The following is a 25304-nucleotide window of genomic DNA, read 5'->3' as shown; positions in this document are numbered from 1 at the left end:
CACCTAATCTACTTTATGTTTTTCAATAAGTTGCAATGTTTCAACATTCAACAAAGTGACCACTTTGTCACCCGTATTGATTAATCCTGCGATGTATTGTTGAGGTACACAACCACCAAAATCTGGGGCATTTTTTATTTCATTATCTTCAGCATTTAAGACATCGGAAACCGCATCAACAACAAAACCAATAGTTCTTGAATGGTCTTCGATTTCAACGGTCAAGACAATAACAACAGTAATTTCACTATAGTTCGCTTCACCAATGTTAAACTTTAAGCGTAAATCAATGATTGGAACGATAATTCCGCGCATATTGATCACGCCTTTAACATGATTTGACGCGTTCGGTATTCTAGTTGGTTGCTCCCAACTTCTAATTTCTTCTACACACAAAATATCAACGGCGTAGTTTTCTTCCGCTAATAAAAAAGTCAGGTATTGTTTTCCACTGGTAATAAAATCAATACCTTCAAGTGAATGTTCACCTTCAGAAGGAATGTCCTTAGCTAACGCTTGAATATCCATTAAACCAATTCTCCTTCAACAGTTGTATTGTGTTCATTTTGTATTTTTTTTGCTCTCTTCATCGCCATAGCGATCATACCGGGTACATCGAGGATCATCGCGACAGAGCCATCGCCTAAAATAGTGGCTCCGGAAACACCATTAACTTGTTGGTAATTATCTTTTAAACTCTTTATTACAACTTGTTGTTGCGCTAATAAATCATCAACCATCAAGCCAACTTTTTGACCATCAGCTTCTACTACAACCAATAAAGCGTTATTGACATCTTTAGTCTCGGCGGGCAAATTAAATAATTGGTAAATAGGAATTACCGGAACGTTGTCTTCGCGTAAACGGTAAACGATCATATCACCGGAAACTCTGTTGATAAGCTCTGGTTTAGCTTGTAATGATTCAACAATGGTAATGAGAGGAATAATATAAATTTCAGTGCCAACACGTACTAACTGTCCATCTAATATGGCCAGTGTTAATGGTAGGATTACTTTAAACTTAGAGCCTTTACCTTTTTCGGATTCTACTTGAATACGACCACCAAGTGATTGAATGTTTCTTTTAACGACGTCCATACCAACACCTCGGCCAGAAATATCGCTAACCTCTTGTGCTGTTGAAAAACCAGGTTCAAATAACAAATCAAATATTTGGCTATCGGCTAATGTTACATGGCTATCAACCAAGCCCTTTTCAATGGCTTTATTGAGCACAGCATCTCGATTAATTCCACCGCCATCATCACTGATTTCGATGACAATATTACCGCCTTGATGATAAGCAGCTAAAATAATAGTTCCGGATATTGGTTTACCATTTGCTAAGCGAATTTCTGAAGATTCAATACCATGGTCAACAGCATTACGAACTAAATGTACTAACGGGTCACCAATTTGTTCCATGACTGTTTTATCGAGTTCGGTTTGTTCTCCTCGAATAATCAATTCCATTTCTTTACCCGTTTTTAGTGCTAAATCATGAACCAAACGTGGAAAACGGTTAAAGGCAAAACTAATTGGTAACATGCGAATTTTCATCACACTTTCTTGTAGCTCTTTGGTATTTTGTAATAGTTGTTCTAGACCAGAGGTTAGTTTTTCTAATTTTGATATTTCAAAGTCATTGCCTAACTCAGACAACATTGATTGTGTAATAACAAGTTCACCCACTAAGTTGATTAACGAGTCAACTTTGTCGACGCCAACACGAATAGAGCCGACATCTTGCTTTATTTTTGTTTTATTTTTCTCCGAAATTCCAGGAAGCTTAGCAATATTTACGGGTTCTCCCGCTGAAACAATGTTCGAACTGCTCAACGGTAGTGCACTGTCGTCAGATAATGAAATATCTATATCATCAGTTTTATCATATTCAGTCACTTTTGGAGCGGGGTCGATCCCTTCAATTTCTAATGTACATTCGTCCTCGACCCATTCAAATACTTCTCGAATGTCATCTTCACTAGCGTCAGATATGAGTGTTAACTCCCAACTAAGATAAAGTTCTTCTGCATCCATATCCTTGAGTGCTGGTAGTGCATCTGTTTTAGCTTTTACCGTTAATTCGCCAAGGCTAGCTAAGGCATTAAACAAAAATATGGGATCGTTACCCGTTTTTACTAAATGATGATCTGGCACAAAACTAATCTGCCAAATTTTTCCTTTGATATTCGATGGTTCAATTGCTATTTCTTGGGTATCACTTTCACTGGAGGGGACATCATCGTCCAAGGCTTCTGCTAAAAGAGCGGTTGTTTTTTCTATTTTTGCTTCATCATGATCAGTATCGTCTCTTGCTGCTTCTATTAGAATGCGCATGCAGTCGACAGCAATTAAAAGCAATTCAGTATCTTTCTCTGTTATTTCCCGTCGACCATCTCGCATTTCATCTAACAGGGTTTCAACAAGATGAGTAAACTCGGTAACTTTATCAAAACCAAAAGTACCAGCACCACCTTTAATGGAATGTGCAGCACGAAAAATTGAATGAATAGTTTCAGTATCGCCTGCGTCTAAATTCAGTAGACTAGACTCCATTAATTCTAGTCCTTCAAAGCTTTCTTCAAGAAAACTTGGAATAAATTGAGATAGATCAACACTCATATGATCACCTTACAACGCGTTTAATGGTTGCCAGTAACTTCTCTGGATTAAATGGCTTAACTAACCAACCGGTTGCACCAGCGGTTTTACCACGCATTTTCATTTCAGTAGAGCTTTCAGTGGTTAACATTAAAATAGGGGTGAATTTAAATTGGGGTAGTTGTCGTAATTCTTTGCAAAGGGTAATACCGTCCATATTCGGCATGTTGACGTCGGAGATAACCAAATCAAAGCTTCCAGCTTTTCCTTTATTAAGCCCTTCTAGGCCATCTACTGCTTCAGTGGCTTCATATCCTGCACTTTTCAGGGTAAAACTCACCATATTTCTGATTGAATTTGAGTCATCAACAACTAAAACTTTGGTCATACTATTATTCCTTTTTCATGCTGTGCTTTTATCAAAGATAATGTTAAACATTCAAATATTGAGTAAAAATGGCTTCATTTAAGCCCAGTTGTTTTATGCTTTCTTTTATAGCATCGGATTGTGAGTGCCAAGCCAGTGTTTTTTTTTGAAAAGCTATGCAAGTAATCGTGGAAAGTAAGAGTTGCACCCCAACAGTATCAATTCGTTTTAAACGACTATCATCAATCACTAAAACATCATTTTTATCAATAATATCGAGAAATATATTTCTGTATTTATCCACTTGAGCAATGGTCAACTCTGATGGTAATTTTATTGTTGAATCTTCCAAAATAATTCTCACATCTATTTAAAAATATTGTCGAAATTAATATTCAGCAGATTAATACTTGCAGAAAAATCACCTGAGAGTGAAATACTGAAAAGCGCCACTTTTAGCACAAAATAAATAAGAATATTTTGTAATAAACGAGCATCTACTTCGTTAAGGTTCGTTGACTGTAACTAACTTAGCTTAAAAAACAAATATAAACACCATTTATTTTGCATAAACGACAAAGTCATCGCAATAAAGAGCTAGAAACAAACATAAATACCGACATAATCGACAAAAAAGCACACAAAACCTCATGGACTTACTATTTTATTTTTAACACAAGGAGTAAAATCAAGGTATGATAAAACCGTTAGAACTGCTTGGGCAATGCTCAGACATAAAATTAAACATGAGTAAGAACAGTTGGTTGTAGCATGATAATTTAAAATAATAAAATTAATATTACAATAATGATTCAGCATAAACGGTAAAACCAACCGATTAAAATCTGTCTATCTCGAAAGTCATAAAGACTGCCATAGCAAAAAGGATAATAAGAGCACAAACATCAGAGGCTAGAGAGTAGCTATCTCAATAATAAGCCGTATATACGACCGCATATTATTATGTTTAATGTGACATTATTAGTTGCAAAACACGTGGAGTCCGTATGAGAGGTAGGATTTTAATCTTAATTTGGACTGCTCCATTAAGGTTTTTAGATATCAGCCAAGCGACAAAAACTATCAGCAGAAAGTCACCTAGCAGCTGATGTTTAAAAGGTTTACAATGATGAAACCGTGGGAGTTGATCTGAAAGTTGGCAAGTGAACTACCCAGCGACTAAAGATCACTGGGTTTTCTCGACGATGTTCGATAAAAAAGTAATAAAACCAATGTCGACCAATTATCTGGAAGTCCTATCTACAAGTGTTATTGCTACTCAGGCATTTATCTCTCAACTTCAACTCGATTTCGTCCTGAGTCTTTTGCTCGATACAATGCATTATCTGCTCGCTGAGTTAGCAACGACACAGTAGTATCAATGTCACTGAGTTGGGCAACACCTAAGCTAATAGTAACCACCAGATCATCATCAATTTCTTTCATATCTATTGCGGCAATGCAGTCACATAAACGTTGTGCAATCTCTGCTGCACTGTCTAGTGTAGAATCAGGTAAAACCACCATGAACTCTTCGCCGCCAGTGCGACCGACACAATCGTTTTTTCGCATGGCAAGTTCTGCTGCGGTTGATATTTTTTGTAGCACACGATCACCGGTCTCATGGCCCCAAGTATCATTAATACGTTTGAAGTAATCAACGTCAAATACTAATAAACTCATTGGAGTCTTGGCGTCACGAGCAGCATTCATGGCCTGTAATGCTTTTGTCTGAATACTGCGTCTGTTTGGTAGACGGGTTAACTCATCGGTCATTGCCATGCCATGCATTAAACGTGCACGCATAAATTGACGATATGCCCAGATCAATATCAAGATCAATAAAATCAGTGATAAGCCAATCACTAGGGCTTGCCAACGTTTACGTTCTTCTAGTGATTGCAAACGAGCTTGCTGAACGGTCTGCTCAGCTTTAAGCGTTTTATTCTCAACTTCTTTGCGGGCGGCATCGAATTCTATGCGCATGCGTGTGGTATTTTGCTCACGTAGTTTGCTTGCTAGTAATTCTTTAGTGTTGTTATAGGCGACATTAGCTTGATATGCTTGTTGCCAATCTCCAAGTTTAGCCAACGTTTTCGCTTTTACATTCTGAATCCACGCTAAGTAACGAAAATTATCCTGATTACTCATACTTGGCTCAGCGCTTTTTATATGTACTAACGCTGATTCATAATTACCATCAGCGTAGTCAGCTTTCGCATTAAATAAGTGCCACAGCGACCAACTATAAGGATCAAATCTTGGATCTAGCATAGGCTCAGCTTCGTTGAGTAGGCTTTTTGCTTCTGTAGTTTTATTTGCTTGCAACAGAGAGTCAGCTTTGGCAACAAGCATTGTTGAGATTAATGCTTTATCACCACTCTTATAGGCGTTGGTCAACAAGGTGGTGTAAAGTTCTTGGGCTAATGTGTGATTGCCAAGATCATCCATAATCAGCGCACGTACATAACGTGTATCATTAACTGCTTCTAAATCGCCTCTTTTTTCATTAAATTGTTCAACTTCCTTCATCAAGGTTAATGCCCGCTGAAAATCACCCATACGACGGTAAGTATTACCTATTTCTCCTAAATTGTAGTAAATCCAATAAGGTATATTTGCTAATTCGTAGTGGGTTTGTGCAAGCTGAAAATCTTCCAGTGCTTGTGCTAAATCGCCGTTAAGTGCGGCTAACGATGCCCGAGTCGATAAGGCATCAGCAATCAGCTTTGAATTGTTAATTTCAGTCGCTATTTGTAAAGCAGTATTGTAATCACTCTTTGCTGAAACATTATCAGAAGCTGCTTCATAGAATGAGCCACGACAAAGGGTTAAATCAGACTGAGCGCGTTTGTCTTCCTGCGCTATTGCTTTTGAAAGATAGGCATTAGCTTTCTTGATTGCGGACTGAAGTAATTCCGATGTATCAGCTTGTAGCATCCAACAATCTAAAGCGTTATAGCGATTTTGTTGTTTATCATTATCGGGAGCTAACCAAATCTGCAGTTCGCGCATACTGTGACGATATTCTTTCATAGTACCAATTAGCTCTGCATTTTCGAGCTGAAGAAAGCGTTGCTCAATTTCTATGGTATTTGCCGCAAATGTTGAGGGGGCAAGAAATAGGGTAATCAATCCCATTGCAATACTTAAGTATAATATGAAAACTTTATGTAATAATTGTAAAGCCATGTGCGTTTGATAATCTCTGTTGTCTTAGTCACTAAATGGTTAATAGTTATAACAATAGTTGCTTCTTTGAATAATGTCGACAAGTTACTAGGGTATATACCTGTTATTAATGAAGATACTTGAACACAGGTATATTAGGACTTACCTCTATTTTCCTCCTGTAAATTTTCTGCGTGAGAACTGTTAAGTTTGTTGCTCTTATAAAGCGGGTAACAGGCACCGACAACGTTTGGGTCATACAAAATACCTTTATTTTTATTTTTATTTAGTTCATCAATAGCCGCAGGCAAACCCACTTGCTTTCTATATGCTCTAGATAAACGCATTCATCAACAACATCAGCTACGACAATAATTCGGGCTTCTAAAAGTATTTAATGATCTATAAACCCATCTGGATAACCTGAACCATCTACCCTTTCATGATGCTTTCGAGCAATCGTTGCTAGTGGGAAGTTAACGTCAATATATTTTAGGATTTATTCTCCAATGACTGAGTGTAGCCTTATTAAATTAAATTCCTCACCTTTGAGCTTTACAGCTTTTGAAAGAATCGCAGAAGGAACACCTAGCTTACTCATATCATGTTCAACTAGAAAAATTTTTTGGAGATTCGAGTTCATACGTTAATTAGGCATTCAATATTTAAAGATATAAACGCCATAGCAACCTTATGGCGTATATAATTTTAAAGCTATTCTTTATTATTTACAGTAAAGCACCTAGTACCAAGATAAATTTCACTTCTTTGTTAACCGAAGTCACCTTTTAATTGAATAATTGTTGCTATACCAACTAACATAATGACTAAAGAAAGAATAAAAAATAAGGGCTGAACTCTAAACCTAACAATGGCATTACTTAAGCGTAAATAGAAATGAGAACACCTAAGCCCAGAATAGAACCTATATATTTGTTACAAGGTCTTGATTATTTAAATGTCGTATTTAACCTTTCAATATTTTCAGCACTTTTGCTTACGGCAATACCTAGGTGGCTGACTTTTTCTGCAAGTATTGCGTTTTGTTGAGAAATATCATCGATAGTATGAACACTATGTGTAATTTGATTAGCAACAACACTTTGCTCTTCAGCAGCGGTAGCTATTTGTGCAGTCATATCACTTACATCGTTTACATCACTTATAATATGATCCATCGCTTGTTTAATTCTAGAGCTATCTTCAGAGCATTCTTCAGCATTCTTTTTACTCTTAAGCATAACTTCGCTCCAATTTTTCAAAGTGGTTTGTAATTCTACAACGGATGATTGAATTTGAACTGTTGCTCCCTGAGTTCTACTCGCTAAAGTTCTTACTTCATCGGCAACCACAGCAAAGCCTCGCCCTTGCTCTCCTGCTCTTGCCGCTTCTATGGCTGCATTTAATGCTAATAAATTGGTTTGATCGGCAATGCCTTGAATTTCTGACATAACATCTGAAATTTTATCTACATCTCTGACTAATTCAAGAGCATTAGAAGCCGCTTTATCAACATCACTAGCCAAACAGTTAATTTTATTCTGACTGGCTTCGATAACCGTAATATTGCTTTTACATTCGTTTTGTACCATTAATATTTTGTCGTGTGTTTGATTGGTATTTAAGCTTACTTCACTAATGGTTGCGCTCATTTGAGTTATTGCTGTTGCTAATTGTGCAAGGTTGTTGTTTTCTTCTTCTATACCTTTTAACGTTTGTGTAGACGCACTTTCTAACTCGGTTGCAAGGTTAAGGAGTTTACGCCCTGAGTCACTACTTCTTCCAAGTATTGTTCTTATTCGTGCTTTATATAGTTCTATTGGGTAAGAGATAATATTTAGCGGCCCTTTTCCTGAGAAGATTAGGCGTGAAGGACTATCCGATAACCTTTGGGCTTTGGCTACGTAATTTGGAAAGGCAAACAACTCTTGTGAAAAAACTAAAGAGACTAAACTTATACACGTAAGTAATGCTACAGATGAAAATATTGATTCAGTAAATAACCAATTTGAAAATGTAGCTGAGACAATGATAAATAATGCCACTATTCGTTTAAATCGAAAATTGCTTTGTAAGTCATACAGAGAGTTTCCATTATTCAACTTGTCATAAAGCTGTTGAGCTTTTTGTTTTTGCTCAAAACTTGGCGATGTTCTAACAGATTGATAGCCTGTTACCTTGCCATTTTCATATACAGGGGTTATGTAAGCGTCTACCCAATAATAATCACCATTTTTACAACGGTTTTTAACCATACCTCGCCATGAATCATCTTGCTTAAGCTTGCTCCATAAATCAGCGAAAGCGGCTTTAGGCATTGACGGATGTCTTACTATATTATGATGTTGGCCAACAAGTTCATCAAGTGAATACCCTGCAATCGAACAAAAATCATTATTAGCGTAAGTTATTTTACCTTCTAGATCGGTAATTGATACCAATTGTTCAGCTTCAGAGAAAGTTCTTTCATTATTTGATGTGCGGTTCATCATAATCCTTTTAAAATCGTTATTTTTAATGTTAAATATTTAAGCTTATGGGTTCTTAGTATGTGTATCTAAATCTCTAGAAGATAATGATTAGGCCATCAAATTATTCCTTGTTTAATGATTTGTGAACAAAGGTAATTAATTCCATGCCGCTATAGGGTTTTTTTAATAAATCTATTTGAGAATATAAGTCGCTATTTTGTCTAACACTTTCGTCGTTATAACCACTAACGAAAGCTATTTTGGTGTCTATAGCGTTTTCTGTAATTAAGCTCGCTAGCTGATACCCATCTACTTTTGGCATGATGATATCAGTAACGACTAAATCAATGTTTTCGTTTTTAAGGATTATCAGTGCTTCTTCTGCACTTTTCGCGGTTTTTACGTTATAACCTTTGCTACTTAAAAATTCGAATGCTAAATCTAAAAGCTCTATTTCATCATCAACGATTAATATATTGCCAATTTCAGCTTTATCTGATTTGTTGTCATTATTTAGCTGATGAACATTCTCATTTTTCGTTTTCTTACTCGGAAGAAAAAGGGTTATTTTTGTGCCTTTACCTAATTCAGAAGATACAGTAACTCCGCCTTGGTTACTTTTCGTAAAACCGTAGACCTGACTAAGGCCAAGTCCGGTTCCATTTTCTCCTTTTGTAGTGAAAAAGGGGTCAAATATTTTAGATGATGTTAAGTCATCCATTCCACAGCCGTCATCTTCTATTGCTAAGGTTACATATTTACCCGCGGTGATATTGAGTAAATTAGCCTCCTCACTAGAGAAAGTTTTAAGACCTGTAGAGAGTTCGATTGAACCACTGTTTTCAATTGCGTGCATTGAGTTAATACATAGGTTAAACAGTACATCGATCAAATCATTTTTATTCGCTGAGACAAGTGGATTTATATTTAAAAGGTTGAAACTGATTTTAATACGTGCAGTCAAAGCCTTATGTAACATATCTCTTTGTTCAAGCACTAACTCATTCAGTGAGAATATTTCTCTATCGTCTTGTTGTATTTTGGAGAAATCGAGTAATTTTTCAGTTAAATGTGCGCCGCGCTTACTTGCCACAAGTATTTGGTTTGCGTACTTGAGTTCCTTACTATTGGGTTCTAACTTTGTGATTAACAAGTCTGAATAGCCCTGAATTACGGCAAGCATATTGTTGTAATCATGAGCTACGCCACCTGTTAATTTACCCAAAGCATCCATTTTTTGACTATGTTTGAGTTTTTGTTGCGTTTCTATTTGGCTAGTAATGTTGATGTGTGTACCAATGATTCTTTGAGTAAGACCACCATGGGCATCTTTTAGTATTTGCGCTCGAGAAAGTATCCATACCCAACTACCATCTTTATGCTTCATTCTGAAGTTGCTTTCATAGATACCTTGCGGATTTTTTAGGTAATCAGCGAATAGGTTAGTTGCTTGTTCTCTATCTTCGGTGTGTATTAAATCACTCCATACTTGAGTGAGGTTATCGTGACTTTTTGATTGATAATCCTTGATATCTCGACCTAACATGGAAAAATATTCTGGGCTGCAATCTACATAATTAATATCCCTAAAAAACTCCCAGGCTCCTGTATTTGAAGATAATATTAACGCTTTATGCCGAGCGGCTGACTCAACTAAAATATGTTCGTTTTTATTTTTAAGTTCAAGAGTTTCGGATATATCTTTAAGGATAAATACGATTCCTTGAAATAAATTTTCATCATCGGTTATTGGCGAGGCTATAGCTAAAACTTGGTGACTGGTGCCATCAGGTTTATTTAACGTGACAAAATCTTCACTATCGATAACACAAAATTCATTCTTTATTTTTACCGAGGCATCATCGAAAATATGCGCTCGTTCTCCTGATAAAAGAGCGAATAAGCGGTCAATATGAACCGCGTTTTGCACACTAAAATCCGTTCCCAGTAGTTTATCGGCTGCCGGATTTAAGTTAACAATTATACCATTCATATTAGTAGCAATTACAGCATCAGCAATACTATTGAGTGTTAACGTCAAATGCTTTTTACTTAGCTTTATTTCATTGGTTTGCTGTTTTACTATATCCTCAATGACTTTTTGACGTCCTGACCAGAACAGCACCATAGCGTAAAACATTGTGGTAATAATTATGCCAAAGAATAATATAAACCATTCACTATCTTTTCCAACTGCCAAGATATATTCATTTGAAGCTTGCGCATTAACTATCCAATGACTGTTAGCAAATGAAATATTATGTTGAAGCGATAATATAGTTAAATTCAGTTTAGAAATATGCGTAGTGATATTTTCAGCATTCGAATAAATTTCAGCTTTCGACAACTTGTCTGTAATTGTAATGTTAATGTGCTGAAAATTAATGTTTGATTTATCTATGGCATTGACGATGAGATGTTCAATATCAATAATGCTAGAAACAAATCCTGCTATTGTTTCATATCTCTTCGGGTTATTTAACGGAGCACTTTGCTTTTTTGTTAAGGGTTCGAATAAGAGTATGGCATTGTTAATTTTAGCGTTTTGAACGAGTTTAATAGTTTGAGTTGCTACGGCACTATTAAGTTGAAGCGCTTTGTTTAGTGCCTCTTTTCGATATTTGCTTGAATACAAGTCAAAGCCAATCGCTTTTTCATTACCTTTAATCGGATGTATTAGCAGAATAGGAACATAAAAATTTCTTTTGTCTGCTATTTTCATCACATCATTATTCTTTTCTAAGATAAAATCTTTTCCGTTATGTACTCTGCCTAGTTTACGCTCAAATACTTTGCGATTTTCATCTAAAACCAATGGATTCCATGATAATGCCAGCAGGTTTTCATTAGATTTTATCGCTATATCGGTATACTGTAAAAATTCATCGTTAGACATCGCTTCCTGGTTAGCAATATAACTTGAGAGCATTTTTGATAGCGACGCTACTTGCGTTAAGTCATGCTCGATTGTCTCGATAATATTTTCAACATCTCGTTGGTATGTTTCTTTTAATGTAACTTTATTTTTATTTTGTTCACTATAAAAAGCAATAAAAACCAATGAAATAAAAGTGATTAACGAGATAAAAGTTACCCTGATTTGTTTTTTGTCAAGTTCACTTTTATTTTTTCTAGTTAACCAAAAAAGCAGAGGTGCAAAAATAAAAATACCAACACAGTCACCCAGCCACCATGTAAAAAAAGTATAATACGTTGGTGTAAAGTCATAACCGCCAACTAAATAGAGGCCAATATTTGAAACAGTTGTAGAAATTAGCGCGGTTAAAAATGATAAAATAAAAAACAATCCTATTGCTCTCATATCAGCAAGACTGTTTAAGTTGATTTTTTTAACTTTTATTATAAAGCCACAAACAACGGCTTGTAGTGATGCCCCCAAAGCAAAAAATAGACTGACTGGAAAGTATTGCCACTGAAGTGTTCCTTGTCCCAGAATCGTCAAGAATATAATCGCCAGAGCTATAGGTAGTAGCGCCCTTATGCCAAAGATTAAGTAGGCAACAACAGCAAAGCCCGCTCCAGGCCAAATAGGACTAGAGACCCCTAAATGGATTGAAAAAACAATAAATAATTTAGACAAAATGAAATAGATTACAAAAACAACTAGACCACAGATTAAGGTTAAGTTTGTTTTTTCGTGGGAACTTTGTGAAAAACAATTAGTTTTTAAATGATTAGAATTCATCATTAAATGATATCCTTATCAGTAACGTGTAAGTTATGAGGCACTGATGGTAAAAAAAGATCAATTGATTTTTCTGCGCTATCATCATTTCCTGAAATAATTTGGATGTGTCCACCCGCTTCATGAATGGTTTTATTTACAATAGCAAGCCCCATTCCTGAGCCTTCACTTAACGATTTAGTTGTGTAGAAAGGGTCTACTATTTTATTTACGATTGACTCAGGGATGGGCTGTGCGGAATCAATGATTGAAATTTTCACCCATTCCCCTTCAAAACGTTGAGAGCAAGAGATACATTCTGACTTAATAAGCTCAATTTTTTCAACACCAAAAGTAATTTTTTTAATACTTGTGTTATCTTCTGTTTTAATTGCATCAACAGCATTTAATACAATTAAGCTGACGGCTTGATATAACTGAACGGGGTCAACTCTCACATTCACCTCAATACATTTAATAACAAAGGAAAAAGTAATAGCATCTTCATCTTTCTGTTGAAGTGTTATGAGTTCTTCAATAAATGGAATGACATTAATTATGCGTTCTTCGCTCTTTTTATTCTCACTGTATTCGATTAGTTTCAATACTAAATGCTTAGCCGATTCTCCAGCTTGAGTGATTCTGTTCAAATAGGTAGCTGCCTTTTTTGGAATCTCGTGTTGATGCCTGACACAAATTAAATCTGCATAACCCAAAATACTCGTCAATGAATTATTAAATTCATGAGCAATACTTCTTACCATATTTTTGATCGTGTTTAGTTTTTCAGATTGTATTAATTGTTTTTGCACTCTTAAACGGGTATTAGCTGCTATTTCCTGTGCTAATTTAACTGAGAATAAATTGGCAATTTGTAATAATAATTTGATCTCAACTTCAACATCAATTTCAGTTAGCATATTAAAATTGTAAATACTTAATACTCCCAACACCTTTTTATTATTTTTAATGGGAATAATAATAAAAGAGTGAACATTATTTTCGTTAATAATGTTCACTTCATCACACTCATACGGGTTAAAGTCTATATTTTCAAAATAGTAACAGGGTGTTTTTTCTAATAATTCTTCGATGGATGAGCCATTATCAGGAAGTGATATTTTAGCAAGCAACTGATTTAATGTGATTGAAAGTTTATGACTAGCAACGGTATCAAAGCTTTCCGTTTCTTTGTGTTTCGTGTAAATATTAAATCCCGCATTTGGCCAAAGTGTATTAAAAATGTCTTTAACCTCATTGAAAATGTTCTTGCTGCTATTATCGGTAATGATTATTTCTAATATATTCTTTAGCATTCTTTCAATATAGGATTGCTGTTTTATTTTCTCTCGAAGCTCAATACTCGGGGTGATGTCTGTTCTGAGTGAAATAAACTCTTTAATTTCACCCTTGTCATCTATTCGCGGAACAATAGTTGTTTGTACCCAATATAACTGTCCATTTTTTTTACGATTACATATTTCACCTTGCCAAGTTTGGCCAGATGAAATTTCATTCCAGATGTTTTTAAAAAAAGCATCGGTATGTAGTCCAGAATTAATGACTTTATGTGTTTTACCGAGCAATTCATTTTGTGAGTATTGAGATAATTTAACGAATGCATCGTTAACATACTTAATAAGGCCTCTTTTACACGTTATTGCTATGATAAGGTGCTTATTAATCACTTCAGGTAAATCGTATTCTTGGATTATATTTGTCATAGAAATATTACTGTAAGTAAAAGTCTTTATAAGTTTGATGGCTCATCACCATTACGTCTGTTAGCACTGTAGTAGACAATCAATCCCAGATTAGATAAACCGTTTCTGCTATTTTATTAAATAATTTTTCACCCGTACCTTCTTTCAAAGCAGATAAATCAGCTTCAAATAAATAGTCATTATTTTTTAGAAATTCTAAGAAATTATCGGTCAAAATAGGACACCGCCACCCTTTTGATTTTTCCTCACTAATAATTTGGTAAATTTTATCTTTGCTGAATTTTTTCTTATAAGGTCGCTCGGAGTTAAGCGCGTCGAAAATATCAAGTAATTGAAAGATTCTGGCCAACAGAGGAATATCTTCCCCTACAAGCGACTCTGGATAGCCAGAGCCATCCCACTTTTCATGATGATGTAAAATGATAGGGAGTACATCACTTAACGAATTGATTTCAGAGCAAAGCTTTGCACCTATTACGGTATGTTGATGCATGATTTTCCATTCATCTTCCGTTAATGGTCCTTTTTTAAGTAAGATCCTATCGGGAATGCCTAATTTACCTATGTCATGTAATACACAGGCCTTATCAAGTGCTGCTTTTTGAATAGCACTAAGACCTAAGTGTTCACCATAGATTTTTGCGTAATAAGTTAATCTGCTACAATGCTTTGCGGTGCCTTCATCTCGTGCTTCTACCATTCGAGCTAAAGCAAATAATACTGACTCAGCTGAATCTAAATTGTCAGTTAGCTTTTTATGCGCAATTGCGGACTTAACTCTAGCGATATACTCAGTAGTATCGTAAGGCTTTTTAATGAAGTCTGTCGCACCTAAATTTAAACTTTCTTGTAATTCAAATGCAGAGCTACTCGCAGTAACCATGATGATAGGGACTAATTTTTGGTCAAGAGTTTCTCTAATATAATGGCAAACTTGATCGCCCCTCATTCCTGGCATTTTTTTGTCCAGTAAAATAACGTCAAAGTTGATCGTTTGTACCAACTCAATAGCTTCTTCGCCATTTTTTGCTTCAAATACACAGTACTCGTCACCGAGTATTTCTACTTCCAACCTGCGATGCATCGCCTCATCATCAACGATTAGTATTTTTGGGATTTCTTTGGAAGCAATCATAATTTTTTTATCTAAAGCAATATTCATTATTTATCTTCTCTTAACTGTAAACCCAAGGTGGATAATAGCTCGGGGATATTTATCGGCTTTTTCAAACAGGTTTCGGCACCAGCATCTAATAATTTATATACATTTTCTTCGCTATAAAAACCAGTTATACCAATAATCAGTATATTTCGAGTGGAAGGATCTTTTTTCAACATTTTACATACGTCTATTCCGTCCATGCCTGGCATCATGATGTCAGTTATAATAGTATCTGGCATAAAACTTTTCACTTTTAAACCGGCTTCAAAGCCACTATTCACAGTGCAAACATCAGCATCGCTTGAATCAATAATAATTTCTTGAAGAAGTTCAGCTACAGCTACATCATCATCTACTATAAGTATTTTTCGTTTAGCAATTATACTTCTTGCTAGTGATATTCCTTGCTCTGAAGCAAACGTATCAATATCCGCATTTAAAAAACGACGATGCCCTCCCGGTGATTGCAAGGAGTTCAATTTCCCACTATTACACCAACGTCTAACCGTTGTAGGTGTCACCATTAATAATTCTGCGACTTCAGACGAACTCAGATGTTTTTTCAAAAATTTTCTCTTCTTGAAGTAAACGTTACTTAAATTTGCAAAAGATAATAGAGTAAAAGTTATTAACAATAGTAACGTATATATTATGCGATATTATACACACAAACCATGAATGTACAACTTTGTTCGCTTTGTCTGTTTTGTTTGCTTTGTTTGCTTTGTTTGTTTTGATATTCATTTACTTTAAAAGAAATTGGACCAGCCGCCCCGAATCACTACAAGCAATGGTGCTTTCCATCCAGTCGCTCGTTAAAAATCTCACCGTAAAAAATAGCATTTAATAGAGCAGTTTCGTCATGCTAAACAGCAGAGTTTTGGCGTAAGCTGTGAAGGACATCCTGCACAAGGGGATTTATTTACTGAAGTGGAAACTGATCTTGACGTTACTGAGGAAGTATCTGAATTCGCCCCTATCATCGCGAAGAAAAAGCCCGTCAGTAAAAAATTACCGAGCTATTTACCTCGTGAAGTTATCGCTAATAATATTGAGGGTAAACCTGCGTATGCTATAGCTGCAATAGACCACATGGGAGATGATCGTAGTAAAAATATTGAGTTTATTCCAACACGAATAAAAGTGATACAGCATATGTAATTGAAATAGAGTTGCCGCGGGTGTGGAAAACAAGGTACATCAACAAAGCATCAATTAGCGCCAGTACCATTAAGTCCAATTCCTATAGCGTTTTCGACATCGACCTTGTTAAGCAAAATTATCCCCAGTAAATACCAATATGTATTACCGCTTTATCGCCAAGAAATCTTATTGAAGCGTAAGTAAAGGTAAAGGGAAAAAGGCAAGGCTGATAGAGTGTTGAGCATGATACAAAGGATCTAACAGATAGAAAAAAGCCTGAAAGATAAAGGCGCTGATGATAGATATCAAACGCGCCAAAAAAAAATGCCTAGTGATTGTTATATCCTAATTATATATGTCTTCACCTAAAATAATTGACTTTAAATCTTCTAATTTATAAGGTTTATTAATCGTAAGCTTAAATAAATCATTTACCGGAACTACAAAATCCCCCGTCATCAAAATCTTAATAATTTTATCGTCAATGAATTGAGCAACTTCTAATCCTGTCATTTCAGGTAAACGATAATCTATAAGCATAATATCAGGTGGATTTGAAATACACGCCTCAATTGCTTCTTTAGGGTGATTAAAGACCCCAATGTCAATATTTTCTGTTTCAAAATATTCTTGAAATATTTCACCTAAGAAAATTTCATCATCAAGAAAGTAAACTAATTTTTTCATGGTACTACTCTTCAAATTTTAAAAATTTAATAATAAAACAAGTATTGGGTGAGTTTAAGTCTAGCCAAATTGATGCATTGTGATCATCTAAAATACCTTTCGTTATTGATAAACCTAGCCCTGTTCCATCCCCTAAAGATTTAGAAGTATAAAATGGTTCAAACATTTTAGTTTGTATATCTTTTGGCAGTCCTTTGCCTGAATCTTTAACAGACAGTTCTACCGCATTATCAATATCCCGTGTATTTATTTCAATCCATTTTTCTTTAAGATCCTTAATGGCATAGATAGCGTTAGACATTAAATTTATGATCACTTGTTCTATTTCTATTTCATTAGCGTAAATTAAGTGTCGATCGTTTAGCTCGTAAATGATATTTATATTTTCTCTTTTAAGTTTCGGTGCTATTAAAATAATAGCCTCGGTGACAATAGTGGATAGTTTTAGTGCCACTTTTGTATTTACATCATCTGTACTAGAAAATTTCTTCAAACTTTTTACTATGTGGCTAATACGTTCAGTTGACTTTTGAATGACGCTAAGTTTTTTGTCAGTTTTTTCTTTCTGATAGGGAAGGTTTATTAACGCCTCAGTGTAAGTAGAAATAATACCCAACGGATTATTTATCTCATGAGCGACACTTGCTGCTAACTCCCCCAAAGAGGCTAATTTGGAAGATTGAATGCTTTTTTGTCTTTCTTGATCGTATAATAATTCAGTAGTTTTTCTTAGATGAATGTCTTGTATCGTTCCTGATATTGTAACTACTTCTCCATTTTCATAATTAGGTTTGCCATTAGTAGACACCCATTTAATATTACCTTTAGCGGTTAAACCTTTAAGCTCTAAGTTATATGGTTCACCGTATTCAATCGCTCGATTAACTGCATTTTCTATTATCGGTTGATGTTCAGGTACAAATAATTGTAAACCTTCAGGCAAAATAGGACATTTATCTTTTTTATTATCTACTTCGAGAATAGCAAAGGTTTCATCTGTCCATGTTAATTCACCACTTTTAACATTTAATTCCCAACCTCCCACCTTGGCTATTGCACTTGTTTCACTCAGTATTTTCAGTGTTTTCGATAATTCATGCGCATTATTGATTGAGTCAGTAACATCATGTCGTATAGCCAAATAATTAGTGATGCGGTTTTCATTATCAAAAACAGGGGTAATAATACTGTAAACATAATAAAACGTGCCCTTTTTCGTTATATTTTTGATAGTCCCAGACCAAACCTTTCCTTTAGCAATAGTAGCCCACATGTTGTCAAAGAAATCAGATGAATGATGTCCTGAGTTAATTATCTTATGCGTTTTACCAATAAGTTCACTTTTTGAATAGCCAGAAATCTCGCAAAAATTATCATTAACATCTACGATAATACCCTTTGCATCGGTAATACCTATGATTGCTTTTTCATACAATGCGGATTCTATTTGTTTTAGGCGACTTTTTAACTTTACTCGTTCGGTAATGTCTCGAGCTACGGCATAAATTAAACCTTTATTCGTATCAACAGATGCAGTCCAGCTAAAGTCGATATAATGACCTTCAATATGTTTATAACGATTTTCAAATTCAAAAACCGTTTGTCCCATTTTTAAATTTGAAAATAGTTCCAGTGTTTTTGTTACATCATCAGGATGAACCAAGTTTAAAAATGGTATTGATAGTAAATACTCTGTTGAATAACCTAAAACACGATGAAACGATGGGTTTACTTCTACGAAGTATCCCTCGGTATTAGCAATACTTAGCATATCTAAAGACATATCAAAAAGTTTTTCATAACTACTTTTAATATAAATATCATTCATTTTAATTGAGGGCTCTCAAGTTGATTTTTATCAAAATATTTATTAGTGTTTTTCAAGGCTATTTTCGCCTAAATTACTTTAAATACTAATTGTGTAATACCATGATGCCGATCGCTCAATACCGTGGTGGCGTTTTTCAGTCTATTGTGCCAAGAGTTTAACTAATACAACTTAGCATCGAAATCAGCAAAGTCTGATAAACTTTCAATATTTAATGCAAACTCATTGATTCTATTAAATGTTGAAGAAAGCCTCTTAGCGACTAAATCAATTTCTGCTGATGAAGTTGATTTCATTAACGCAATTTCAAAATTCCCTAAAATAATCTGGAGAGGGTTATTCACAACATGACGAATTTCGCCGTTATTAACAATTCTTAAAGATTTGTTATTATAGTTAAGTCCCTTTTTTTTTGTCACGTCATTCTGGATGCCTATATAATATAAATCGCCAGTGGAATGATCGTTTATAGGAAGCATTAAAAGACGATTAAGAAAGGGAGAACCATCTTTTTTGTAATTAATAATATCTTGGACACAAGCGACATTTTGGTTAAAACAGCCTCTCATAAATTCGGTTGTATCTTGGGATGTCAGCTCTCCTTGTAAATACGAAAGGTTTCGACCTATGCTTTCACCAGCGGTGTAACCCGTGTTCTCTTGAAATATTTTATTTGCATAAATACAAGAACGATTAGTTTTATCGCTTACATTTACAATTGTCAGGCAATATGGGAAATAATCACCAATATATATCAGACTCTTAATCACAATAGTGTTAATTCCTAATTTAGAAAAAATTTATTATAGTTACAAATACAAAAGCCTAAAACAATAGGCTCTATGAATATAAAATCAATTTCACCTACGCGATAAATCAGCTAAAGGATAATGTTGTCAGCTTCATTATTAGACTTGGTGAACTTGAGTTATATAAAATGTCAAAGAATTGTACCTGTTATTCGACCTGATCGTAGTTTTTTCGATAAGACCAGAGAAATAAGACAAATAAGTACCCAATCAATTATAAACATATGTGTTAAATCCTTAGGTTAATGACATTGATATGCACTTTGCTGATCTTAGCATTTAAGGATTTACACTGAAATTTTTTATCTATATTCATCTAGAGCAAATATGGCGAAATAACCACACTAGCTTACATCGTCCCGATAATGGGCGCACCCCACAAATAAAAGCCCAAGTTTTTTTGATGATGACTTTTGTCCATGAGTCGCTTAGCATGCAATGTGAGTTATGGAAACAAAACGGTCATAACTGTATTTTTTTACTGGTTAATAACCCTTTATTTGTATGTCAAATATATTATATTTCATTTTCTGTGAAGATTTGACTTCTCATTGTGGTCACAATAAAGCACAAGGACTTAGCCCTTTCTCTTATTGATATTAAGAATTACTATGAACGTTTAATATCGTCACTTTATATTAGCTATTTAAAACTAAACAATAGCTTTAAATAGCTAATATAAAGTGACTAATATAAAGTGACTAAAGAGACTAATATAAAGTGACTGATATAAAGTGACTCAAAAAAATGATGAGAAAGAGAAACGTGCCGCTGAGCTAGTCATCGCCAACGAAGAACTTGCCTTTCAAAATAATGAGAAAGAAAAACGTGCCGCTGAGCTAGTTATCGCCAATGCAGAGCTTGTCTTTCAAAATAATGAAAAAGAAAAACGTGCCGCTGAGCTAGTCATCGCCAACGAAGAACTTGCCTTTCAAAATAATGAAAAAGAAAAACGTGCCGCTGAGCTAGTCATTGCCAACGAAGAACTTGCCTTTCAAAATAATGAAAAAGAGAAACGTGCCGCTGAGCTAGTCATCGCCAATGAAGAACTTGCCTTTCAAAATAATGAAAAAGAAAAACGTGCCGCTGAGCTAGTCATTGCCAACGAAGAACTTGTCTTTCAAAATAATGAAAAAGAAAAACGTGCCGCTGAGCTAGTCATTGCCAACGAAGAACTTGTCTTTCAAAATAATGAAAAAGAAAAACGTGCCGCTGAGCTAGTCATCGCCAATGAAGTACTTGCCTTTCAAAATAATGAAAAAGAAAAACGTGCCGCTGAGCTAGTCATCGCCAACGAAGAACTTGTCTTTCAAAATAATGAGAAAGAGAAACGTGCCGCTGAGCTAGTCATCGCCAACGAAGTACTTGCCTTTCAAAATAATGAAAAAGAAAAACGTGCCGCTGAGCTAGTCATCGCCAATGAAGTACTTGCTTTTGAAAGTAAAAAGAAAGCTTTATTCGAACATCAACTCCAACTTCAACGTTCTCAAAGATTGGAGAGCCTAGGTGTATTGTCTGGAGGTATAGCCCACGACTTCAATAACATTCTTGGAATCATCATTGGTAATTGCGAACTGATAAAGATGAACGTAGAAACTGCCACTCGGAATATCCCTAAAATAGCAGCAGCTGCTGAACGAGGAGCAGGACTCTGTCGCCAGATGATGGTATACGCAGGTAATACTCCACTCACTATAACTAATGTCGATATGGTGGTACAGGTAGACGAAGCCATCTGCATGCTCAAAGAAGTCATTTCCCCAAATGCAGTTATCAAAACCAAAGTTTCAAGCGAAATTTCTATGGTAAAAGGGGATATCAGTCAACTCTATCAGGTAATCATGAACCTGATAATAAACGCATCAGAAGCTATCGGCACAGAGCAAGGTAAAGTCGATGTACTGCTCTCTATGTATAGAGTTATAGAGGGGGAAACTGTTAAAGATTACCACGACCAGTTAATTCCCACAGGTGAATATCTTTGTCTGGAAGTAACAGATAATGGCGGTGGTATGGATGAAGAAACAAAAGAGAAAGTATTTGAACCATTCTACACAACTAAATTTACAGGACGTGGACTTGGAATGTCAGCAGTTCTTGGGATCATAAAATCACATGCTGGCGCTTTACAACTGTTCAGCCAGTTGGGACAAGGCACAACCTTCAAAATATACCTGCCTGCCCTATCAAATGAACACAATGAGAGCGACAAAGAAAGCTCTTCTGTACATTCAGTATCATGGAAGGGAAGCGGCACATTACTTTTAGTAGAGGATGATGAGAATATACGCCCTCTTGCAAAAGAATTTCTTGAAATACTAGGTTACACTATTCTGGAGGCAGTGAACGGCAAGGAAGCATTGAAAATGTACAAAAATAACGCAACAGAAATAAACCTTGTTTTTACTGACATGGGGATGCCAGTGATGGATGGTTATGAGTTGTTCGAAAAACTGAAGAAGATTAAGCCAGAACTCCCTATCGTTGTCTCGAGTGGTTTTGGTGATACTGAAATCAGTACGAAGTTAGGGCGTGACCGTGTTGCAGGTATTGTTAGTAAGCCTTACAGCATCGATAAGTTGCGTGAGGTAATGAAAGGCCTTCTCCTTTGAATCATAAAGTGTAGTGATAAAATAACTTACTTGTTACGTTATTTTTTTACACCAAGACCAGATTCTAAACGAATAATTGGTACGCATTTAGGACAGATACCATGACTAAACCTTGCATCTGAATGGTCAGAAAAATATTTTTCCATTGTATTCCATTCCATTTCATCGTCTCGAATATTGTGACAATATGCGCAAACAGTAATGATTCCTTCTAACGTTTTTATTTGTTCTAAAGAATTTTTAAGCTCAATGTTTGAAGTTTGTAGTTCTTCTGTTCTTTCGATAACTATTTGATTTAATACTTGCAACATTTTTTTATGATTTCGCCATAATATAAAAATCAATAAGGCAATTGCGCAAACCGATAAAATAAAAATAATTATTTGAATATTTGAAGAGGAATTAAGTCGATTAGCTGTGTCGCTGACCTTTTTTTTGGTACGTTGATCTAAAGCTTCATAGAATTGATTAATTGGCTTCATGATATTTATCTTAGCCATGTGATATTCATCGCTATGCAATAAATCAATCGCCATTTGTTTGTTCGGTTTAGCAGAAATAGTAAATTCACCATTCTCATCCTGAAATATGCCATTTATTGCATTAAAGGAAGTTTCTTCAATTGAAACAAGCTTATCCGATTTATCCTGTGATTTTTCTAACAATAAAAATTCACTTTTTGTAAAATTGGCGCTTTTCATTAAGCTTATCAGTGAAACAGGTTTTCCTAATTCAAAAGGAGTTAAGTCGTTGCTAACGGCCATGAAATCCCAATAAACTCTATCATAATTAACAGGTAATGGAGATTGACCATTTCTAATAGCAAGGACATCATGAAACTGTTTTTCAAATAGCGGGTTGCCTGTTACTACGTACATTCTAGCCAAACGAGTTAAGTCATCTGAACTGCGACGTAATAGCGTTGTTAACAAATAGGAATCATACCTATTCTCTTGAACGTTTATTAATTCTTGCTGATCTATATAGATAGATTTAAAAAGACTAGCCGAAGTAATGGTTAACCCTAACAGTAATATTAGTATCAATAGATAATATTTGGGGGATTGCTCTTTCAATTTGTTCCATCCATTGGATAATATCACTGGCATTATATGTTGAAAAGATCATAAACGTTTATCAACTGTCATTCCACACTTAAAGAATCATTAGCTGATCTTAATCAGTAAAGATGACTTATTTTAATTATTCTGAAAATAATCATTGACCTAGACCTCTGTTTACTAACTATTACTTTCTTTTGAAAAGTCCTAATTTTTTGACTAACTCAATATTTTTAAAGAAATCAGAGTGAATAGAAGCTGTATTAATAGCGGTATTTCCTGATATAAGTAAGAAGCGAGCGATCCACATGAAGAGTACTTAGCTGATTAAGCTTTCTTAGAAGATAAATTTTTACTGTTAGCACAAACACCGTTTTCTTTAAGAGGCGACAAAGAAACTGATGGATCCCAAATTCGCTGCCAAACACTACCAAGCATACTAAAATCAGGCCTCGCACTTACCTTCTCAGCATGACTCTTAACAATCCCCATATTCGTTTGCTCGCCAACAATAAAATTAAACACATAACTACATTCCACACCCATGCGTAAATCAGATAAAACAATATACTGCTCTTCTTGTTTTACTGAATAAAAGCCTTTCGTGAACCATTGTAGTCGTTGTACATTCCATTCATCTTTAAGATTAGTAAGCAGAGAGTCTGACGATTGATAAGCTTCCAGTCTTACCTCCGATGCTGAGTCAAACACAGAGACATAGCCCTCATAATATTGACCATCAGACATAACCAATACCCGCCAAAGTAGCGTAGAAAAAGGCGCAGGTGTACTCAAATAATGATGTGTTTTTATCTGTCGTTCGTTCAGCGCTGTTGTGACTTTATCGTCTATATAAAGCTTTGCCGCCAAAGACCAACAGATATAAAGTGTACTTATCGTCAATGCAAAAGTATTGATTTTTACAGCACTTGCCGGTTTAACTCTGGGCAGAAAAATAACAATAAACGCAAACAACAGCGGTAAGGTATACATGGGGTCAATGATAAACAAATTAGAGACTGCAAAGGGATATTCAGTAATTGGCCACAACAACTGTGTACCGTAAACAGTGAAGCTGTCCAAAATCCCATGAGTAGATAAACACAAAAATACCAACAAAAACCAGTGTTTCTTATAAATGGCCGTAGCTTGATGGCATTTGGTTATTAACCAGGCAATTAAAGGGCTAATGAGCAAATGTACTAATAACGAGTGGCTAAATCCTCGATGGTAAGTAAAAGCTTCGACATCACCGCCATAGGGTAAGAATACATCTAAGTCAGGCAATGTTCCTAAAACGGCACCATAAATAGCCGCTTTAGGACCAACTTTATTACCTAATACGGCATAGCCGACTGCGCCACCCAAGACAGCTTGTGTTAATGAATCCATAATGACCTTGCCGATTTAACAATTATTATTTTAATACGCCTTTATCTACAATTCTAGATCAATTGAGACAGCAAATTTTCTTTGGTTTTTCATACTGTTTCAATGGCTAATAAACTATATTCATTCGGTTTACTGACAATTTTAACAAGAGGCTTGTTGTTCATAGAGCGTTGACATGGCATAAGCTTTCTATGGCATTTAACTCATATAATATACTCATGACAGAGATAGAATAACTAAGGTAATGATTAACATCTTGTTCGACGATCAAAGTTTCATTAGTCTTAGGTAAACTACTCGGCACTAAAGTACCGAGATTTCTCGACGATACTGATAAAAAAACCGCAATTAAGCGGTTTCTATTATGATACTAGTAGGCTTATTTTGCTCTCATATCTAATATTGGCATATTACTACTGCCTAAAATTGTCGCTGGAAGCTTGCCATCCCAGTTTTGAGCCTCTGTTAGCTTAACAATTAAAGGGTTGTTACCCAGTGCTTTAGCTTTAGCCGTAATCGCTTCAGCTTCAGCTAAGCCTTTAATTCGAATAGATTCAGCTTCTGCTATAGCAACGAGCTTAATACC

Annotated in this window: 17 protein-coding genes and 1 pseudogene; 2 read left to right on the top strand and 16 right to left on the bottom strand. The window is 35.3% G+C overall.

The window, feature by feature from the left end:
- Nucleotides 1-3: 3 nt before the first annotated feature.
- The 10 genes from H4J70_RS17190 to H4J70_RS17140 form a co-directional block, all read right to left on the bottom strand.
- On the bottom strand, nucleotides 4-528 hold the full coding sequence (locus H4J70_RS17190; protein ID WP_070376917.1) for a chemotaxis protein CheW: 525 nt from the start codon (nucleotides 526-528) through the stop codon (nucleotides 4-6).
- Nucleotides 528-2627, bottom strand: a complete 2100-nt coding sequence (locus H4J70_RS17185; RefSeq protein ID WP_182251533.1) for a chemotaxis protein CheA — start codon at nucleotides 2625-2627, stop codon at nucleotides 528-530. Before H4J70_RS17185 ends, H4J70_RS17190 begins: the two co-directional genes overlap by 1 nt.
- A gap of 4 nt (nucleotides 2628-2631) precedes the next feature.
- On the bottom strand, nucleotides 2632-2994 hold the full coding sequence (locus tag H4J70_RS17180; RefSeq protein WP_070376915.1) for a response regulator: 363 nt from the start codon (nucleotides 2992-2994) through the stop codon (nucleotides 2632-2634).
- 43 nt (nucleotides 2995-3037) lie between these two features.
- Nucleotides 3038-3325, bottom strand: a complete 288-nt coding sequence (locus tag H4J70_RS17175) for a lipid asymmetry maintenance protein MlaB (RefSeq protein WP_182251532.1) — start codon at nucleotides 3323-3325, stop codon at nucleotides 3038-3040.
- A 935-nt stretch (nucleotides 3326-4260) separates the two neighbouring features.
- Entirely contained in the window at nucleotides 4261-6114 is a 1854-nt protein-coding gene (locus H4J70_RS17170; protein ID WP_182251531.1) for a tetratricopeptide repeat-containing diguanylate cyclase, read from the bottom strand.
- Between the two features lie 980 nt (nucleotides 6115-7094).
- The gene (locus H4J70_RS17160; protein ID WP_182251530.1) at nucleotides 7095-8633 is read right to left on the bottom strand and encodes a PAS domain-containing methyl-accepting chemotaxis protein; all 1539 of its coding nucleotides are present in this window, start codon (nucleotides 8631-8633) and stop codon (nucleotides 7095-7097) included.
- Between the two features lie 103 nt (nucleotides 8634-8736).
- A complete protein-coding gene (locus H4J70_RS17155) occupies nucleotides 8737-12324 on the bottom strand; it encodes a CHASE domain-containing protein (RefSeq protein ID WP_182251529.1) in 3588 nt (1195 codons plus the stop codon).
- On the bottom strand, nucleotides 12324-14024 hold the full coding sequence (locus tag H4J70_RS17150; RefSeq protein WP_182251528.1) for an ATP-binding protein: 1701 nt from the start codon (nucleotides 14022-14024) through the stop codon (nucleotides 12324-12326). Before H4J70_RS17150 ends, H4J70_RS17155 begins: the two co-directional genes overlap by 1 nt.
- Nucleotides 14025-14103: 79 nt before the next feature.
- A complete protein-coding gene (locus tag H4J70_RS17145) occupies nucleotides 14104-15186 on the bottom strand; it encodes an HD domain-containing phosphohydrolase (RefSeq protein ID WP_182251527.1) in 1083 nt (360 codons plus the stop codon).
- Nucleotides 15186-15752: a response regulator gene (locus tag H4J70_RS17140; protein ID WP_070376909.1), complete on the bottom strand. Its 567-nt coding sequence runs from the start codon at nucleotides 15750-15752 to the stop codon at nucleotides 15186-15188. Before H4J70_RS17140 ends, H4J70_RS17145 begins: the two co-directional genes overlap by 1 nt.
- A 280-nt stretch (nucleotides 15753-16032) precedes the next feature.
- Between H4J70_RS17140 and H4J70_RS17135 the strand changes: the two genes are divergently transcribed.
- Nucleotides 16033-16347 (top strand): hypothetical protein, encoded by a 315-nt coding sequence (locus H4J70_RS17135; RefSeq protein ID WP_182251554.1) that lies wholly within the window; start codon nucleotides 16033-16035, stop codon nucleotides 16345-16347.
- 327 nt (nucleotides 16348-16674) lie between these two features.
- Here H4J70_RS17135 and H4J70_RS17130 read toward each other — a convergent pair whose 3' ends face one another.
- The 3 genes from H4J70_RS17130 to H4J70_RS17120 all read right to left on the bottom strand — a co-directional run bounded on the left by H4J70_RS17130 (nucleotide 16675) and on the right by H4J70_RS17120 (nucleotide 19614).
- The gene (locus H4J70_RS17130; protein WP_070376907.1) at nucleotides 16675-17016 is read right to left on the bottom strand and encodes a response regulator; all 342 of its coding nucleotides are present in this window, start codon (nucleotides 17014-17016) and stop codon (nucleotides 16675-16677) included.
- 4 nt (nucleotides 17017-17020) lie between these two features.
- Entirely contained in the window at nucleotides 17021-18844 is a 1824-nt protein-coding gene (locus H4J70_RS17125) for a PAS domain-containing sensor histidine kinase (protein ID WP_070376906.1), read from the bottom strand.
- Nucleotides 18845-19005: 161 nt separating this feature from the next.
- On the bottom strand, nucleotides 19006-19614 hold the full coding sequence (locus H4J70_RS17120; protein WP_070376905.1) for a PAS domain-containing protein: 609 nt from the start codon (nucleotides 19612-19614) through the stop codon (nucleotides 19006-19008).
- Between the two features lie 773 nt (nucleotides 19615-20387).
- Here H4J70_RS17120 and H4J70_RS20935 point away from each other — a divergent pair.
- A complete protein-coding gene (locus H4J70_RS20935; protein WP_182251526.1) occupies nucleotides 20388-22265 on the top strand; it encodes a response regulator in 1878 nt (625 codons plus the stop codon).
- A 38-nt stretch (nucleotides 22266-22303) separates the two neighbouring features.
- On the opposite strand, the gene H4J70_RS17110 is transcribed toward H4J70_RS20935, so the two are convergent.
- From H4J70_RS17110 to H4J70_RS17100, 3 genes and pseudogenes are all read right to left on the bottom strand, one after another.
- Complete coding sequence (locus tag H4J70_RS17110) at nucleotides 22304-23341, bottom strand: hypothetical protein (protein ID WP_157471073.1); 1038 nt, start codon at nucleotides 23339-23341, stop codon at nucleotides 22304-22306.
- Between the two features lie 312 nt (nucleotides 23342-23653).
- Nucleotides 23654-24718: a metal-dependent hydrolase gene (locus tag H4J70_RS17105; RefSeq protein ID WP_182251525.1), complete on the bottom strand. Its 1065-nt coding sequence runs from the start codon at nucleotides 24716-24718 to the stop codon at nucleotides 23654-23656.
- A 379-nt stretch (nucleotides 24719-25097) separates the two neighbouring features.
- A pseudogene (locus H4J70_RS17100) lies at nucleotides 25098-25304 on the bottom strand (prohibitin family protein); the annotation flags it as partial.

The organism is Colwellia sp. BRX8-9 (genome assembly GCF_014077245.1).
GTDB lineage: Bacteria > Pseudomonadota > Gammaproteobacteria > Enterobacterales > Alteromonadaceae > Colwellia_A.
This window is presented reverse-complemented; position numbering and strand designations above follow the sequence as displayed.

Coding starts and splice junctions, on each gene's coding strand:
- H4J70_RS17160 (WP_182251530.1), bottom strand. CDS start 8,633: ATGAACCGCACATCAAATAATGAAAGAACTTTCTCTGAAGCTGAACAA.
- H4J70_RS17105 (WP_182251525.1), bottom strand. CDS start 24,718: ATGGATTCATTAACACAAGCTGTCTTGGGTGGCGCAGTCGGCTATGCC.
- H4J70_RS17125 (WP_070376906.1), bottom strand. CDS start 18,844: ATGAATGATATTTATATTAAAAGTAGTTATGAAAAACTTTTTGATATG.
- H4J70_RS17190 (WP_070376917.1), bottom strand. CDS start 528: ATGGATATTCAAGCGTTAGCTAAGGACATTCCTTCTGAAGGTGAACAT.
- H4J70_RS17185 (WP_182251533.1), bottom strand. CDS start 2,627: ATGAGTGTTGATCTATCTCAATTTATTCCAAGTTTTCTTGAAGAAAGC.
- H4J70_RS17150 (WP_182251528.1), bottom strand. CDS start 14,024: ATGACAAATATAATCCAAGAATACGATTTACCTGAAGTGATTAATAAG.
- H4J70_RS17180 (WP_070376915.1), bottom strand. CDS start 2,994: ATGACCAAAGTTTTAGTTGTTGATGACTCAAATTCAATCAGAAATATG.
- H4J70_RS17155 (WP_182251529.1), bottom strand. CDS start 12,324: ATGATGAATTCTAATCATTTAAAAACTAATTGTTTTTCACAAAGTTCC.
- H4J70_RS17170 (WP_182251531.1), bottom strand. CDS start 6,114: ATGGGATTGATTACCCTATTTCTTGCCCCCTCAACATTTGCGGCAAAT.
- H4J70_RS17130 (WP_070376907.1), bottom strand. CDS start 17,016: ATGAAAAAATTAGTTTACTTTCTTGATGATGAAATTTTCTTAGGTGAA.
- H4J70_RS17145 (WP_182251527.1), bottom strand. CDS start 15,186: ATGAATATTGCTTTAGATAAAAAAATTATGATTGCTTCCAAAGAAATC.